Annotated in this window: 14 protein-coding genes; 8 read left to right on the forward strand and 6 right to left on the reverse strand. The window is 68.9% G+C overall.

Features of this window, described 5'->3' with window-relative positions; genetic code table 11:
• The first annotated feature begins 20 nt into the window (after window positions 1–20).
• Window positions 21–1,043 (forward strand): DUF2272 domain-containing protein, encoded by a 1,023-nt coding sequence (locus AC1DMS_RS17045; protein WP_478181469.1) that lies wholly within the window; start codon window positions 21–23, stop codon window positions 1,041–1,043.
• Between the two features lie 31 nt (window positions 1,044–1,074).
• On the opposite strand, the gene AC1DMS_RS17050 is transcribed toward AC1DMS_RS17045, so the two are convergent.
• On the reverse strand, window positions 1,075–1,890 hold the full coding sequence (locus AC1DMS_RS17050; RefSeq protein ID WP_478181470.1) for an IclR family transcriptional regulator: 816 nt from the start codon (window positions 1,888–1,890) through the stop codon (window positions 1,075–1,077).
• A 96-nt stretch (window positions 1,891–1,986) separates the two neighbouring features.
• On the opposite strand from AC1DMS_RS17050, the gene AC1DMS_RS17055 reads away from it, so the two are divergent.
• Both AC1DMS_RS17055 and AC1DMS_RS17060 read left to right on the forward strand, forming a co-directional pair.
• A complete protein-coding gene (locus tag AC1DMS_RS17055) occupies window positions 1,987–3,645 on the forward strand; it encodes a GMC family oxidoreductase (RefSeq protein WP_478181471.1) in 1,659 nt (552 codons plus the stop codon).
• On the forward strand, window positions 3,642–4,955 hold the full coding sequence (locus AC1DMS_RS17060; RefSeq protein WP_478181472.1) for an MFS transporter: 1,314 nt from the start codon (window positions 3,642–3,644) through the stop codon (window positions 4,953–4,955). Before AC1DMS_RS17055 ends, AC1DMS_RS17060 begins: the two co-directional genes overlap by 4 nt.
• Before the next feature lie 302 nt (window positions 4,956–5,257).
• Here AC1DMS_RS17060 and AC1DMS_RS17065 read toward each other — a convergent pair whose 3' ends face one another.
• On the reverse strand, window positions 5,258–5,731 hold the full coding sequence (locus AC1DMS_RS17065; RefSeq protein ID WP_418145825.1) for a helix-turn-helix transcriptional regulator: 474 nt from the start codon (window positions 5,729–5,731) through the stop codon (window positions 5,258–5,260).
• A 280-nt stretch (window positions 5,732–6,011) separates the two neighbouring features.
• On the opposite strand from AC1DMS_RS17065, the gene AC1DMS_RS17070 reads away from it, so the two are divergent.
• The 5 genes from AC1DMS_RS17070 to AC1DMS_RS17090 all read left to right on the forward strand — a co-directional run bounded on the left by AC1DMS_RS17070 (window position 6,012) and on the right by AC1DMS_RS17090 (window position 11,591).
• Window positions 6,012–6,233 carry a DUF1059 domain-containing protein gene (locus AC1DMS_RS17070; RefSeq protein WP_018905405.1) on the forward strand — a complete coding sequence of 74 codons (222 nt, stop codon included), beginning with the start codon at window positions 6,012–6,014 and terminating at the stop codon, window positions 6,231–6,233.
• A gap of 186 nt (window positions 6,234–6,419) precedes the next feature.
• Window positions 6,420–6,923: a (2Fe-2S)-binding protein gene (locus tag AC1DMS_RS17075; RefSeq protein WP_307596378.1), complete on the forward strand. Its 504-nt coding sequence runs from the start codon at window positions 6,420–6,422 to the stop codon at window positions 6,921–6,923.
• Complete coding sequence (locus tag AC1DMS_RS17080; RefSeq protein WP_478181473.1) at window positions 6,920–9,169, forward strand: xanthine dehydrogenase family protein molybdopterin-binding subunit; 2,250 nt, start codon at window positions 6,920–6,922, stop codon at window positions 9,167–9,169. The genes AC1DMS_RS17075 and AC1DMS_RS17080 overlap by 4 nt, the downstream gene beginning before the upstream one ends.
• Window positions 9,166–10,476 (forward strand): c-type cytochrome, encoded by a 1,311-nt coding sequence (locus AC1DMS_RS17085; RefSeq protein WP_478181474.1) that lies wholly within the window; start codon window positions 9,166–9,168, stop codon window positions 10,474–10,476. The genes AC1DMS_RS17080 and AC1DMS_RS17085 overlap by 4 nt, the downstream gene beginning before the upstream one ends.
• A gap of 68 nt (window positions 10,477–10,544) precedes the next feature.
• Complete coding sequence (locus AC1DMS_RS17090) at window positions 10,545–11,591, forward strand: LysR family transcriptional regulator (protein WP_412511527.1); 1,047 nt, start codon at window positions 10,545–10,547, stop codon at window positions 11,589–11,591.
• Here the strand turns inward: AC1DMS_RS17090 and AC1DMS_RS17095 are convergent.
• From AC1DMS_RS17095 to AC1DMS_RS17110, 4 genes are all read right to left on the reverse strand, one after another.
• Window positions 11,509–12,390, reverse strand: a complete 882-nt coding sequence (locus tag AC1DMS_RS17095) for an ABC transporter permease subunit (RefSeq protein WP_436287891.1) — start codon at window positions 12,388–12,390, stop codon at window positions 11,509–11,511. The genes AC1DMS_RS17090 and AC1DMS_RS17095 overlap by 83 nt on opposite strands.
• The gene (locus AC1DMS_RS17100; RefSeq protein ID WP_478181475.1) at window positions 12,383–13,171 is read right to left on the reverse strand and encodes a taurine ABC transporter ATP-binding protein; all 789 of its coding nucleotides are present in this window, start codon (window positions 13,169–13,171) and stop codon (window positions 12,383–12,385) included. The genes AC1DMS_RS17095 and AC1DMS_RS17100 overlap by 8 nt, the downstream gene beginning before the upstream one ends.
• Before the next feature lie 5 nt (window positions 13,172–13,176).
• The gene (gene tauA / locus AC1DMS_RS17105) at window positions 13,177–14,190 is read right to left on the reverse strand and encodes a taurine ABC transporter substrate-binding protein (RefSeq protein ID WP_436311429.1); all 1,014 of its coding nucleotides are present in this window, start codon (window positions 14,188–14,190) and stop codon (window positions 13,177–13,179) included.
• A 270-nt stretch (window positions 14,191–14,460) separates the two neighbouring features.
• Window positions 14,461–14,902, reverse strand: a 442-nt coding sequence (locus AC1DMS_RS17110; protein WP_478181476.1) for an integrase core domain-containing protein, incomplete at its 5' end; no start/stop codon positions are given.

The raw sequence follows: 14,902 nt of genomic DNA on the forward strand, positions 1-14,902 counted from the left end.
CTGGCTATGCTGCGCGCGACATGCTGACTTCTTCATTCTTTTCTCGGCCACCGGGACGCGCGCTTGCGGCGGCCACGGTGCTCCTGTTCGCATCGGCAGGTGCCGCCGCCGAATCGGCCTGCCTGGACACCGCCATGCGGACGCCGCCCCCGCGCGCCCTGGCAATGGCCGCCGCCGCGCAGCGCGAGCACGAGGCCTTCGGCGCGCAGGCGATGGACGCCGAAGGCCGGCTCGTCGAATCCGGCCGTTCCGAAGCCGAGGATTCGCGCGCCACGCTCGCAAGCGCCGCGCCGTGGCAGCGCGTGCTCGGCTACTGGGAGGCGGTGCCGCAGCCCCGCACCCCGCTGCCTTCGCTGGTGCGCTTCGGCGCGCTGCAACCGGCCGACCGCACGCTGCTGCTGCAGGCGCTCAGCGAGGCCAGCGCCTCGCACCTGCGGGGGCTGGGCGTGGGGCCGGACCAGGGCCTCGATGCGGCCGAGCTGCGTGCAATGGCCACCGCGGTCAATCGCGTCGCGGCCATCGATACGCCATGGTCGGCGGCCTTCGTGAGCTGGCTCGCGCAGCAGGCGGGGCTGGGCGCGGACGAGTTCGTGTTCTCGGAAGCGCATGCGGACTACGCGGGCGCCGCCTGGCAGGCCGGCGCGGCCGAGGCCGCCGGCCACGAGACGCGCTACGCGATGCGCGCCTGCGACCTCGCGCGCACGCCGCCGCGCGTGGGCGATCTGGCCTGCCACACGCGCGGCGCGGCATCGGAACTCGACAGCTTCGAAAGGATCGGCGCCGTGCTGGCAACGCGGGCCACGGGCGGCGAGCCGCTGCCGATGCACTGCGACGTGGTGGTGAAGGTCGACGAGCGCGGCTTCGACACCATCGGCGGCAACGTGCTGCAGTCGGTCACGCGCAGGCGGCTCGACTTTGCCCCCGGCACGCGGACGCTCGATCCCAGCTACTACCTGCCCGCCGGCTGCACCCTCGGCGCGGCGGGCTGCACCGACCGCCACATGAGCTGGCAGCCGTGGTCGCTGCTGCTGCAGTGGCGCTGAGGCGTCGCACCGCAAGCCAAAGGGCCTGCGCTCAGAGCAGCGTGCCCATGCGCTGCGCGGCGGCCTTGAGCGCATCGATGCGCTTCACCGCCTCTTCCATCGACATGCGCGCGGTCGGCGCGTGCACCGCGAGCGCCGCACGCACCTGCCCGGCCGCGTCGCGCACCGGCACCGCCACGGCCACCAGGCCCGCGATGAATTCCTCGCAGTCGCGCGAATAGCCGCGCCTGGCGATCGCATCGCATTCGGTGCGCAGCGCATCGGCCTTGACGAGCGTGTTGGCCGTCATGCGCGCCAGCGGCAGCCGGTCGATCAGCGCGTCGCGCTCCTTCTTCGGCATCTGCGCGAGGAACAGCTTGCCGCTCGCGGTGCAGTGCAGCGGCACATGCGAGCCGACGTCGAGCGTGAGCCGCAGCGGCCACTTCGCCTCCACGCGGTCGAGGTACAGCACCTGGGCGCCGTCGAGCGTGGTGAGGTTGCAGGTCTCGCCCACCTGCCGCACGAGCTCGGACAGCACCTCGTGCCGCAGGCCGCGCACCGTGCCGTGGTTCAGGGTGTCGAAGGCCAGCTTGCGCAGCGCGGGGCCGACGCTGAACGAACGCTCGTCCACGTCGCGCGCCAGGAAGCCGGTGGCCAGCAGCTGGGTGCAGATGCGGTGCGCCGTGCCCTTGGGCAGCCCCAGCTGCGCGGCCAGGTCGGCGAGCGTGAGGGCGCGGCCTTCGCTGGCCAGCAGCGCCAGCAGGCGCAGGCTGCGCTCGGCCGACGAGCCGGAGGCTGGCTCCTCCGCGGCGGGCACGGAAAGCGGTGGCGAAGACACGGCGGCTGCGGGGCGCGCGGGACGTGGCATGCGGGTAAACCTTAAAAATGGAACATTGCGTTCCGAAAAACAATAACCTAGGATGCAAGCAAGCGAAGCGATTGTTCCACTCCCCGGGTGCCCTGCATGCGTGATGAAGAGTTCGACTACATCGTCGTCGGCGCCGGTTCGGCCGGCTGCGTGCTGGCCGGCCGGCTGAGCGAAGACCCGGCCACGCGCGTGCTGCTGCTCGAGGCGGGCCCGGTCGACCGGTCGCTCTGGATCCACCTGCCCATCGGCTACGGCAAGACGATGTGGAGCCCCACCTACAACTGGCGCTTCGAGACCGACCCCGACCCCCACATGAACGGCCGGCGCATCTACTGGCCCCGCGGCAAGACGCTGGGCGGCTCGAGCTCGATCAACGGACTGATCTACATCCGCGGCCAGCGCGAGGACTACGACCACTGGGCCGCGCTCGGCAACCCCGGCTGGAGCTACGACGAGGTGCTGCCCTACTTCATCCGCAGCGAAGGCAACGAGCGCGGCGCGAACGCCTTCCATGGCGGCGACGGGCCGCTGAAGGTGTCGGACATTGCGGCGAAGCACGAACTCATCGAGGCCTTCATCGGCGGCGCGCAGCAGATCGGCGTGCCGCGCACCGACGACTTCAACGGCGCCGCGCAGGAAGGCGCGGGCTACTACCAGCTCACCACGCACAAGGGCTGGCGCTGCAGCACCGCCAAGGCCTACCTGGTGCCGGCGCGCCACCGGCCGAACCTGCGCATCGAGACCGATGCGCTGGCCAGCCGGCTGGTGTTCGACGGCCGGCGCGCCGTGGGCGTCACCTATCGCCAGGGCGGCGAGATGAAAACCGCGCGCTGCCGCGCCGAGGTGCTGTTGTCGGCCGGTTCGATCCAGTCGCCGCAGCTGCTGCAACTCTCGGGCATCGGCCCTCGCGCGCTGCTCGAGCGCATGGGCATTGCGCCGGTGCAGGTGCTGCCGGGCGTGGGCGAGAACCTGCAGGACCACCTGCAGATCCGGCTGGGCTACGAGTGCAGCAAGCCCATCACCACCAACGACCAGCTCAACTCCTGGTTCGGCCAGGCGAGCATGGGCCTGGAATGGCTGATGCGCCGCACCGGCCCGCTCGCGGTGGGCATCAACCAGGGCGGCTGCTTCATGCGCGCGCTGAAAGACGCAAACGGCCGGCCGGTGGCCGCCACGCCCGACATCCAGTTCCACGTGGCCACGCTCTCGGCCGACATGGCGGGCGGCAAGGTGCATCCGTACTCGGGCTTCACGATGTCGGTGTGCCAGCTGCGGCCCGAGTCGCGCGGGCACGTGCGCATCCGCTCGCTCGACGCGGCCGAGCCGCCCGAGATGCAGCCCAACTACCTGGCCACCGAGCTCGACCGCGCCACCACCGTGGCCGGCGTGAAGGCGGCGCGCGCCATCGCAGAGGCGCCCGCGATGCGGCCCTATGTGAAGCGCGAGGTCAAGCCCGGCCCCGAAGCCGCGAGCGATGCCGAGCTGCTGGAGTTCTGCCGCAACAACGGCGCCACCATCTTCCATCCCACGGGCACCTGCCGCATGGGCAGCGACCCGCTCGCGGTGGTCGATGCGCGCCTTCGCGTGCACGGCGTGGCCGGGCTGCGCGTGGTCGACTGCTCGGCCATGCCCACGCTGGTGTCGGGCAACACCAACGCACCGGCCGTGATGATGGCCGAGAAGGCCGTCGACATGATCAGGGAGGACGTGAGGGCGGCAGCCGCCGCGACAACCACATCGGAGACAACGACATGAGCACAAGCGACGAGAAAGCGATTCGCAGGGTGGTGGCTTCGGCCCTGGTGGGCGCCACCATCGAGTGGTACGACTTCTTCCTGTACGGCGTGGTGGCCGGCATCGTGTTCAACAAGCTCTACTTCCCGGGCAGCGACCCGGTGGTGTCGACCTTGCTGGCCTACACCACCTTTGCCGTGGGCTTTGTCACGCGGCCGCTGGGCGGCGTGATCTTCGGCCACTTCGGCGACAAGATCGGCCGCAAGAGCATGCTAATCATCACGCTGATGATCATGGGCGTGGCCACCTTCCTGATCGGCCTGGTGCCCACCTATGCGCAGATCGGCATCGCGGCACCCTTGCTGCTGCTTCTGCTTCGCGTGGCGCAGGGCATCGGCCTGGGCGGCGAATGGGGCGGCGCGGTGCTGATGGCGTACGAGTACGCGCCCAAGGGCAAGCGCGGCTTCTATGCGTCGCTGCCGCAGATCGGGCTGGCCATTGGCCTGTGCATGGCCTCGGGCGTGGTGGCGCTGCTGTCGTGGCTGCTGACCGACGAGCAGTTCCTGGCATGGGGCTGGCGCATCGCGTTCCTGATTTCCGGCGTGATGGTGGGCGTGGGCATGTACATCCGGCTGCACGTGCAGGAAACGCCGGAGTTCGCGGCCGTGAAGGCGCGCAACGCGGAGCTGCGCATTCCGTTCATGGACATGCTGCGGCGCTATCCGGGCAACGTGCTCAAGGGCATGGGCGCGCGCTACATCGACGGGGTGTTCTTCAACATCTTCGGCGTGTTCTCCATCAACTACCTGACCGGCACGCTCAAGATCAGCCGCACCGACGCGCTGCTGGGCGTGATGGCCGCGGCCGTGGTGATGATCTTCTTCATTCCCTTCTTCGGCCGCCTGTCCGACCGGATGGGGCGCGGCAAGGTCTACATGTGGGGTTCGTTGATCACGGCGGTGTCGGCGTTTCCGGGCTTCTGGCTCATGACGCACAGCGGCGGCAACGTGCTCCTGGTGTGGCTCGCGATCATCATCCCGTTCGGCATCCTGTATGCCTCGGTGTACGGGCCGGAGGCGGCGCTCTTCTGCGACCTTTTCGACGCCAAGGTGCGCTACACCGGCATCTCCTTCGTCTACCAGTTCTCGGGCATCTTCGCCTCGGGCATCACGCCGATCATCGCGACCGCGCTGCTCAAGTCGGGCGGCGGCCAGCCGTGGCAGATCTGCATGTACGTGCTGTTCGCCGGCGTGGTGTCGGCGGCGTGCGCCTGGATGATCGGGCGGTCCGCATCGCCGACCGATGCGCCGGTGGCGGTGGCCTCGCGCTGAGGGCATCAGTTCAGGGTGCGTGCACAGGACACCGGGTACTCCCCTCCGCGAATGTCCCCCGGCCTTCGGCCTCCTCCTTTATTTCGCTGCGGGGAGCACCCGATGTCCTGTGCCCGTGAGGCGCGGCTGCGGTGCTGGCCGATCAACGGCCGTTCTGAATAACGATCACGTCGATGGGGTGCCTTGCGCAGCGAAATCAAGGGGGAGGCCGAAGGCCGGAGGACATTCGCGGAGCAAGGTACCCCGTCGGCGGGAGCGCCGCCCCGAACAACGCGACCCCAAGCAGATCGCCAGACAGCCTCTCAGGAGGCCCTGCCCATGGCAAGCGCGCGCACCACGGCCGCCGTGCGCGTCTCGACGCCCAGCTTCACGTACACATGCTCCAGGTGCTTGTGGACGGTGCGCGGGCTGATCTCCAGCAGCGCGGCGATCTCGGAGTCGGTCTTGCCGCGCGAGAGCCAGTGCATGACGTCGCCCTCGCGCGGCGTGAGGCCGGCCAGCGGGGCATCGGAGAGCGGCACATCATGCAGCGGAACCGCGGCGCGGCAGGCGAGCCGGTACAGGAAGGCCACCGCCACCGCATGCTCCAGCCCCGCGCGCCGGTAGCGGTCGGCCTGCCATGCGGCGCGGCGGAACTCGCTGCGGCCCGGTGCCTTGGCGGCGATGCGCGGACTTGTGCGCAGGCCGCTGCTGCCGGCGCCATGGGGCCGCATCGGCGAATGCCCGGACTCCAGCTGCTCCAGCAGGCGAAGCGCGCCCGCTCGGTCGTTGCGCATCAGGTGTGTCATGGCATGCCCCTTTCACGGTGCATACGCATTGCTGCGTATGGCGCCTGCACGCATCGAGACGCAGGATGCTCGCAGGCCCTTTGCCACCAAAGTTCACCACCAAAGCAGTATAGGCAGACACGGGGCGCGCAGGCCGCCTGCCGGCGGCGGGGATACACATGGCCATCGACGAAACACGGTTTGACGCCTGCATGGGTAGCCCCCGGCCGGCCCCTGCCGGCCGGCCTGGCCTTCGAATCACGCCCGAAAGGGCATTCCAGGAGCCACCATGTCACGCCAATACATCGACTGCCGCGAGTTTCCAAGCACGATGAACTGCAGTGTCGCGCTCTCCGCCGATAGCGAGAGCGAACTGCTCGATGCCGCCGTCCAGCACGCCGTGGCCGTCCACGGCCACGCCGACACGCCGGAATTGCGCGCGCAGCTCGCAAGCATGTTCAAGACCGGCACGCCGCCGCTGCAGGCGCCTGCGCAGGCGACCCCCGCCTGAGGCTCCTGCGGGTCTCGGCCGCCGTCTCCGCACGGCGATGAATACCTTCGGGTGCGTTCGATGAGCACCCGTCGATGAAGTCCGGGCAACCCGGTCGATCGCTGCCCTGCCCGCCAAGCGCGCTTTCCGAAGTCGCGCTATGGTTCGCTGCCACCCACGGCGAACCCCAGAGAAAAGGCAGGGCCCATGATCGATCTCAACATCAACGGCCAGTCCGTTGCCGTCAACGCGCCCGAGGACATGCCCCTGCTCTGGGCATTGCGCGACATCGTCGGCCTGACCGGCACCAAGTTCGGTTGCGGCATCGCCCAGTGCGGCGCCTGCACCGTGCACCTCGACGGCCAGCCCGTGCGCTCGTGCGTGCTGCCGGTCGGCTCGATCGGCAAGAAGGCCATCACCACCATCGAAGCCGTCTCGCAGACCCCTGCGGGCAAGAGCATCCAGAAAGCCTGGCTCGACGTCGACGTGGTGCAGTGCGGCTACTGCCAGTCCGGCCAGATCATGTCGGCGGCCGCGCTGATCCAGCGCACGCCCAACCCGCGCGATGCCGACATCGACCTGGCCATGGCGGGCAACGTCTGCCGGTGCTGTACCTACTCGCGGATCCGCGCGGCCATCAAGCAGGCCGCAACCGGCAAGGCCGAGGTGCTGCAGTCGGTGGTTGCCATGCCGGCCAGGAGCGCATCGTGAAGCCCGCCGCAGGCATCAGCCGGCGCAGCGCGCTGCAGGCCGGCGGCCTGGCGCTGGCCTTCACCTGGTTCGGCGCGGGCAAGGCCTTTGCCGCGATCAGCCCCAGGCAGCAGCCGGGCGACGCGGCCGCCGCGCTCGCGGACGGCAACCCGGCATTCGCGCCGAATGCCTTTGTCCGCATCGATGCCGACGGCGGCGTGCGCCTCGTGATGCCGATGGCCGAGATGGGCCAGGCAATCTACACCGGCTCGGCGATGCTGCTGGCCGAGGAACTGGGCGTCGAGCTCGACCAGGTGCGCGTGGAACATTCGCCGCCGAGCGAGGCGCTCTACGGCATGCCGCTGCTCGGCGGCCAGATCACCGGCGGCTCGACCAGCACGCGCGGCACCTACGGCGTGCTGCGCGAAGCGGGCGCCGTGGCGCGCACGCTGCTGGTGAGCGCCGCCGCCGCGCAGTGGAAGGTCGACCCCGCGAGCTGCACGGTGGCGCGCGGCGTGGTGAGCCATGCGGCATCCAACCGGCAGCTCGGCTTCGGCGCGCTGGCCAGTGCGGCCGCAAAGCTTCCGATGCCGGAAAAAGTGACGCTGAAGGAGCCGAAGGATTTCAAGCTGATCGGCCAGCCACTGCGGCGCGTCGATTCGGCCGGCAAGGTCGACGGCTCCACGCAGTTCGGCATCGACGTGCGCCTGCCGGGCATGAAGGTGGCCACGGTCAGGGCCTGCCCCACGCTCGGGGGCGTGCTGGCCTCGGTGGACGACAAGGCGGCGCGGGCGATTCCCGGCGTGGTCGACGTGCTGCGCATCAAGGACGCGGTGGCCGTGGTGGGCGAGCATTTCTGGGCCGCGAAGCGCGGCCTCGATGCATTGAAGGTGCAGTGGACGCCGGGGCAGAACGCCGCGCTCACCACGCAGCAGCTGCGCGCGTCGCTGGCCAACGCGCTGGCCAAGGACAAGGCCATCGTCGGCAAGGAAACCGGCAAGCGGCCGGAAGGCACGCTGGTGCAGGCCACCTACGACCTGCCGATGCTGGCCCACGCCACGATGGAGCCGCTCAACACCACGGTGCACGTGCGGCCCGACCAGTGCGAGATCTGGGTCGGCACGCAGGTGCCGACGCGCTGCGTGAGCGCCGCGGCCAAGATCGCGGGCGTTGCCGAAGACGAGGTCGTGCTGCACAACCAGTACCTGGGCGGCGGCTTCGGCCGCCGGCTGGAGACCGATTCGGTCGAGCAGGCCGTGGCCTTCGCCAAGCAGGTGCCCTACCCGCTCAAGGTGGTGTGGACGCGCGAGGAAGACATCCGCCACGACATCGTGCGCCCGATGTACCACGACGACATCTCGGCCGTGGTCGACGGCGACGGCCAGATCCTCTGGTTCGGCGACCGCATCGCGGGCGGCACGGTGCTGGGCCGCTGGGCCCCCGCCTTCATGGGCAAGGACGGCATGGACAGCGACCTGATCGAATGCGTGGCCGAACCTTGCTACGACCTGCCGAACCTCAAGGTCGAGTGGGTGCGGCACGACATGCCGGCGGGCCTGAACGTCGGCTGGTGGCGCGGCGTGGGGCCGACGCACAACCTCTTCGTGATGGAGAGCTTCATCGACGAGCTCGCGCACCGCGCGAAGAAAGACCCCGTGGCCTACCGGCGCGCCATGCTGAAGAAGAACCCGCGCACGCTCGCGGTGCTCGACCTGGCGGCCGGCAAGATCGGCTGGGGCCAGGGCGCGCTGGCGGCGCGCGTCGGACGCGGCGTGGCCGTGGGCGATGCCTTCGGCAGCCGCGTGTGCGCCATCGTCGAGGCCGAGGTCACGCCGCAGGGCGAAGTGCGCATGCGGCGCGCGGTGGTCGCGGTCGATTGCGGCATTGCCGTGAACACAGGCTCCATCGAGGCGCAGATCCAGGGCGGGCTGCTGTTCGGGCTGAGCGCTGCGCTCTTCAGCGAGATCACGCTGCGCGAGGGGGCCATCGAGCAGAGCAACTTCCACGACTACCGGATGCTGCGCATTAACGAGGCGCCGCCGGTCGAGGTCCACACCGTGAAGAGTGGCGAAGCGCCCGGCGGGCTTGGCGAAGTCGGCACCGCCATCGCCGCGCCGGCGCTGGCCAACGCGATCTTCGCGGCGACGGGCGTGCGGCTGCGCGCGCTGCCGGTGAACCGCGCGCTGCTGGCGCAGGACAAGGAGGCGCTGAAGAAGAAGATCGCCAATGCAGGGCCCTCCGGGCTCGGCGCAAGGAGCGCAGCATGAAGCGGCTGTTCAACCTGCTGGTGGCGGTGTTCGTCGTGGGCGCGGCGCTGTATTTCTTCCTGAACCGCAGCGACAAGTCCGAAGGCGAGGCGCCGGTGCTGGCCGGCGCGCCCGGCACTGCAGCGCTGCTCGTGCGCGGCGAATACCTCACCAAGGCGGCCGACTGCATCGCATGCCACACCGTGCCCGGCGGCAAGGGGCAGCCCTTCGCAGGCGGCCTGCCCTTCGTGCTGCCTTTCGGCACGATCTACTCGTCGAACATCACCGCGGACCCGGAAACGGGCATCGGCAAATGGAGCGACGACGACTTCGTGCGCGCGCTGCACGACGGCGTGCGCGCGGACGGAAAACGCCTGTACCCGGCGTTCCCGTACACCTCGTACACCGCGCTGAGCCGCAATGACGTGCTTGCGATCAAGGCCTACCTGTTCAGCCTGCCCAAGGTGAGCCAGCCGAACCGGGAGGCCGACCTGGGCTTTCCGTTCAACCAGCGCTGGGCGATGGGCTTGTGGAACGCGGCCTTCTTCAAGAGCAGCCGCTTCGAGGCCGATGCATCGAAGCCGCCCGCGTGGAACCAGGGCAAGTACCTTGCCACGGCGCTCGGCCACTGCGCGGAATGCCACACGCCGCGCAACTTCGCCTTCGCGATGGATGCGGACAACAACCTCGCGGGCGAATCGATCCAGGGCTGGCGCGCCTACAACATCACGTCGGACGCGAAGCACGGCATCGGCGCCTGGAGCGATGCCGAGATTGCCTCGTACCTGACGACCGGCCACGCAGCGGGCCGCGGCTCGGCCTCGGGGCCGATGGGCGAGGCGGTGGAGCACAGCCTGCAGTACCTGAAGCCGGAGGACGCCTCGGCGCTCGTGAGCTACCTGCGCACGGTGCCCGCGAAGGCCGGCAAGAACCCGATCGAAGTCGATGCGAAGGCGCCATGGGCCGTGGCCGCGAGCGCGGCAGCGCCCGCCACCAGCACGGCCGAAGGCCACGAGCAGGGGCTGCGGCTCTTCGCCGCGGCGTGCGCGAGCTGCCACCAGTGGAACGGACAAGGCCAGCAGAGCGCCAACGCGTCGCTGCTGGGGACGCGCGGCGTGAACGACCCGGACGGCTCCAACGTCACGCAGATGATCCTGCAGGGCGTGAAGATGCGCGTGCGCGACCAGGAGGTCTACATGCCGGCGTTCGGCAAGGCCTATACGGACACCGAGGTCGCGGCGCTCGCCAACTACGTCATCGCGCAATTCGGAAACAAGCAGGGCGCAGCGGTGACCCCGGAGTTCGTGGCGAAGCAGCGCACGCGCTAGGAAGGGAAAACGGGGGATGCCCCTACGGCCCGCGGCCCCACCCCCGATGCTGGAACAATGCGCCCATCATGGACGGCCTCGATCTCATCAAAACATTCCGCGAAGTGGCGTTCCGGCGCAGCTTCTCCCGCGCGGCCATTTCGCTCGGCATGTCGAAAGCCACGGTCAGCCGCTACGTGGCGGAACTCGAAACGCGCAGCGGCGTGCGCCTGCTCAACCGCTCCACCCGTTCGCTGAGCCTGACCGATGCCGGCCAGGTGCTGCTCGACCGCAGCACCGAGCTGGTGGCCATGGCCGAGAACACGCTCAACGACCTGCAGGCCCACGGCTCGCACCCGCAGGGGCGGCTTCGCATGAGCGCGCCGCACGGGCTGATCGCGGGCTGGCTGTCCGACGTGATCGCCGAGTTCATCCAGCTCTACCCCGACGTGTACGTGAGCCTGGTGTTCACCAACGACGACCTCGACCTGATCGAGGAAGGCATCGACATCCACCTGACGGGCGGGCGCATCGACGACATGAACCTGATCGTGCGCCGGCTGGTGCCTTTCGACATGGTGGTCTGCGCGAGCCCGGCCTACTGGGCGCGGCGCGGCATTCCCGCGGTGCCCGAAGACCTGGGCCGCCACGACGTGCTGAGCTATTCGGCCAAGCCCACCACCCACCTGCCCTTCGAGACCGGCGGCAAGGCGGTCGAGGTGCCGGTGCACAGCCGCATGGAGGCCAACGACGCCGTTGCGCTCATCGAGCTGGCGCTGCGCGGCGCGGGCGTGGCCTACGTGCCCGAGCCGCTGGCGCAGTCGCACCTGGAGCGCGGCGCGCTGGTGCCGGTGCTGCGCGAGCACATGCCGAGCGACCACTGGCTGTATGCCGCCTACTCGCAGCGCCGCCACAACAGCGCCGCGATGCGCACCATGCTCGACTTCCTGGAGCAGTCGATGGCCCGGCACGGCAATCCGCCCGCGATGCCGCCGCTGCCGCCCGCGCTGCAGGTGCTGGCCTCTCCTCCCTCTTCTTCTGTGGCTACTGCTGCTACATGCGCCCTTTCCAGGGTACCAGGCGCCGCTCGAGCCACCGCATCAGCAGGTCGAACAGATAGGCCACCACGCCGATGACGATGATGCCCATGATCACGATGTCGGTGCGCAGGAAGTTCGACGCGTTCAGCACCATCTGGCCCAGGCCCATGTTGGCCGCCACCATCTCGGCCGCCACCAGCGTGGTCCAGCCGAAGCCGATGGCAATGCGCATGCCCACCAGGATGTCGGGCAGCGCCGACGGCAATATGACGTGCCGGATCACCTGCATGTAGCTCGCGCCCATCGAATACGCGGCGTTGATCTGCTCCTGCGACGCGCTGCGCATGCCCGAGCGCGCGGCCAGCGCCAGCGGCGCGAAGCAGCTCAGGAAGATCAGCAGCACCTTGGGCAGCTCGTCGATGCCGAACCAGATGATGATCAGCGGCAGGTAGGCCAGCGGCGGCAGCGGCCGGTAGAACTCCAGCGGCGGATCGAAGATGCCGCGCCAGAAGCGGCTCATGCCCATGGCAATGCCCACCGGAATGGCCGTGATGCAGGCCAGCAGGAAGGCCGAGAACACGCGGAACATGCTCGCAAGGAAGTGCTGCCACAGCGGCTTGTCGTTGGCCTGCCCCGTGAGGTATTCGTAGAACTGCTGGAACACCGCCTGCGGCGTCGGCAGGAACAGCGGCTTGACCCAGCCCATGTTGGTCACCAGGAACCACAGCGCGACCAGCGCCACCACCGTGACCACGCTGATGGTCACGCTCGAGCCCTCGCCCGGCACCTTGAAGGCGCTGGTCTTGAGCTTGGCGCCGGCCGGCGTAGGCTGCGGTGCGGCGGGCTTGGAGGGCGGTGTCATGGCGACGGGCGTTGCAATGGTGGCCTCAGGCATGGGCAGCCTCGCGATGATGAATGATCGAAAGAACCTCTTCGCGCATGCGGATGAATTCGGGCTCCGACTTCACCTTGCGCGAGTCGCCGTGCGACAGGAACTGGCGCGAGAACGGAACCTCGTCGTAGATGTGCGAGATGCGCCCCGGGCTCGGGCTCATCACGATCAGCCGCGTGGCCAGGAACAGCGCCTCCTCGACCGAATGCGTGATGAAGAACACCATCTTGTTCGACTTGGACCAGGCCTTGAGCAGGATCTCCTGCACCTGCTCGCGCGTGAACGCGTCGAGCGCGCCCATGGGCTCGTCCATGAGCAGCACGGCCGGGTCGCTGGCCAGCGCGCGCGCAATGCCCACGCGCTGCTGCATGCCGCCCGAGAGTTCGTACACCGCGCGGTCCGCGTACTGCTGCAGGCCCACCAGCGCGAGCTTTTCTTCCGCGACGCGGTCGCGCTCGGCCTTGCCGGCGCTGGCCAGGCGCAGGCCCAGCGCCACGTTGTCGCGCACGTTGAGCCAGGGCATCAGCGCATGCTTCTGGAACACCACGCCGCGGTCGGCGCCGGGGCCGACCACGGGCTTGCCGTCGAGCAGGATGTCGCCGGTGGAAGGCGGCAGGAAGCCGGCAATGCTGTTGAGCAGCGTGGTCTTGCCGCAGCCCGAGGCGCCGAGCGCCACGACGAAGTCGCCGTCGCGCATCGTGAGGTTGACCGGCGCCAGCGCCTGCAGCGTGCCGCCCTTGACGGCGTAGTTGACCGTGAGGTCGCGGATGTCGAGCGTGGGCATGCGGCTTACTTCCCCATGGCTTTCTCGACGTAGGCCGTGGTCACGAAGGCGCTGTAGTCGGGCTTGACCTCCTGCACCCGGCCCTGCTCCTTCAGGAACGCCGCCGTGCCCGCCATCGCCTTGGCCGCGCCGCCGCCCAGCCAGGTGGGCGAGACCTGCTCGGCCATGGTCGGGAAGCTGTAGAGCGACATCGCGGCCGAGACGTCCTTCGGATCGGCCTTGGTCCACTTGGCCATTGCCTTGGTCTGTGGCGAGTCGGGCGTCCAGCTCTTGCCGCTGGCCTTGTATTCCTCGTTCGCGCGGTTGAGCGCCTTCACGAAGGCGATCATGAACGGCTCGTTGGCGGCGGCCCACTTGGCGTTGACCACGATGCCCTCGAACGTGGGCGCGCCGCGCTTGCCGATGCTGCCCGAAGTGGCGATGGTCTTGCCCGTGCCCTTGATCTTGGAGAGCACCGGGTCCCAGATGAAGGTGGCGTCGATGTCGCCGCGCTCCCAGGCCGCCGCGATCTCGGGCGGGCGCATGTTCATCACGTTGACGCTCTTGGGGTCGACGCCGTCCATCTTCATGCCGGCCATGAGCTGGTAGTGCGCGGTCGAGACGAACGGCGTGGCCACCTTCTTGCCGGCCAGGTCCTTCATGCTGTTGATGCCCGACGCGTTGCGCGCGATGAGCGCCTCGGCGTTGGCGATGTCGGCCGATATCCAGAACAGCTTGATGTCCTGCCCCTGGCTGGCCGCGGCCGTGAGCGGGCTGGAGCCGGTTTCGCCCATCTGCACGTCGCCCGACGCCATGGCGCGGATCACGTCGCCGCCGCCGGAGAACATGCGCCAGTTGATCTTGTAGCCCGTGGCTTTCTCGACCTCGCCCGATTCCATGACGAGGCGCAGGGGGACCAGCATGTCCTGGTGGGCGAAGGTGAGTTCCTTGGCCTGCTGTGCAAAAGCGCTGCCGCACAAGGCTGCCAGCGTGGTGGCGAGCACGGCCAGTTGCAGGGGGAGACGGCGGGACATGGTCATCGGGTTTCTCCGGTAGGTGAATCTCGCAGCGACTTTGCACTCATCGCATCCAGCCAGGAAGTACCAGCACCGGGGCGAACATGGAGCCAGCCTGTCCGTGAATACCCTTGTTCTGGTGCGATGGCTGTTTGGTGTGCACGGGGGAGGTGCGTTTTTTTGTTTTCCGGGGCCGGGTCTCGCCCCGGCGGGCGACTCACTTTCTTTGCTTCGCTGTATGGACCGGGGACCTGGGTAACAGGTGTGCGGGGACATAGGAAACACCTTGGGCGCTCAGTTTGAGGTGGCGGGATTGCGCAGATCCAGCCGTAAGAAGCGGTGATGGCAGAAGAAGGCGTCGAAGCAGCCATCTACCTTGGGGTCCGGCCGCATCGCCACGGGCAGCCTGTGCAAGGCACTGGACAGGCGCAGCTTGCGCCCCTGGAAGTGCACCCAACCGTTCCAGCCCACCGTCAGCACCCGGTCATCAGGGCCATATTCGATCGGTGCCAGCACGGCTGGCAGGGCCCGAGGGCTCACTTGATAGCGCGTCGCTGGCGTTTGCATGCCCAGCGCCTCGTGCGGGTGCTCGTGGTTGTACACGCTGCGCCAGTGCTCGAAGGCGTCCTGAGCCTGAGCCAGGTCCATGAAGCTGCGTCCGTTGAGCACCTCGGCCTTGAGCGAACGATGGAAGCGCTCCAATTTGCCATTGGTCTGCGGGTGGTAGGGCGCGCTG

The organism is Variovorax sp. 05T418 (genome assembly GCF_056396385.1).

Excerpts from the sequence above, each read along its gene's own strand:
- AC1DMS_RS17045 (WP_478181469.1), top strand. The coding sequence starts at position 21 with ATGCTGACTTCTTCATTCTTTTCTCGGCCACCGGGACGCGCGCTTGCG.
- AC1DMS_RS17050 (WP_478181470.1), bottom strand. The coding sequence starts at position 1,890 with ATGCCACGTCCCGCGCGCCCCGCAGCCGCCGTGTCTTCGCCACCGCTT.
- AC1DMS_RS17055 (WP_478181471.1), top strand. The coding sequence starts at position 1,987 with ATGCGTGATGAAGAGTTCGACTACATCGTCGTCGGCGCCGGTTCGGCC.
- AC1DMS_RS17060 (WP_478181472.1), top strand. The coding sequence starts at position 3,642 with ATGAGCACAAGCGACGAGAAAGCGATTCGCAGGGTGGTGGCTTCGGCC.
- AC1DMS_RS17065 (WP_418145825.1), bottom strand. The coding sequence starts at position 5,731 with ATGCGCAACGACCGAGCGGGCGCGCTTCGCCTGCTGGAGCAGCTGGAG.
- AC1DMS_RS17070 (WP_018905405.1), top strand. The coding sequence starts at position 6,012 with ATGTCACGCCAATACATCGACTGCCGCGAGTTTCCAAGCACGATGAAC.
- AC1DMS_RS17075 (WP_307596378.1), top strand. The coding sequence starts at position 6,420 with ATGATCGATCTCAACATCAACGGCCAGTCCGTTGCCGTCAACGCGCCC.
- AC1DMS_RS17085 (WP_478181474.1), top strand. The coding sequence starts at position 9,166 with ATGAAGCGGCTGTTCAACCTGCTGGTGGCGGTGTTCGTCGTGGGCGCG.
- AC1DMS_RS17090 (WP_412511527.1), top strand. The coding sequence starts at position 10,545 with ATGGACGGCCTCGATCTCATCAAAACATTCCGCGAAGTGGCGTTCCGG.
- AC1DMS_RS17095 (WP_436287891.1), bottom strand. The coding sequence starts at position 12,390 with ATGCCTGAGGCCACCATTGCAACGCCCGTCGCCATGACACCGCCCTCC.
- AC1DMS_RS17100 (WP_478181475.1), bottom strand. The coding sequence starts at position 13,171 with ATGCCCACGCTCGACATCCGCGACCTCACGGTCAACTACGCCGTCAAG.
- tauA (WP_436311429.1), bottom strand. The coding sequence starts at position 14,190 with ATGACCATGTCCCGCCGTCTCCCCCTGCAACTGGCCGTGCTCGCCACC.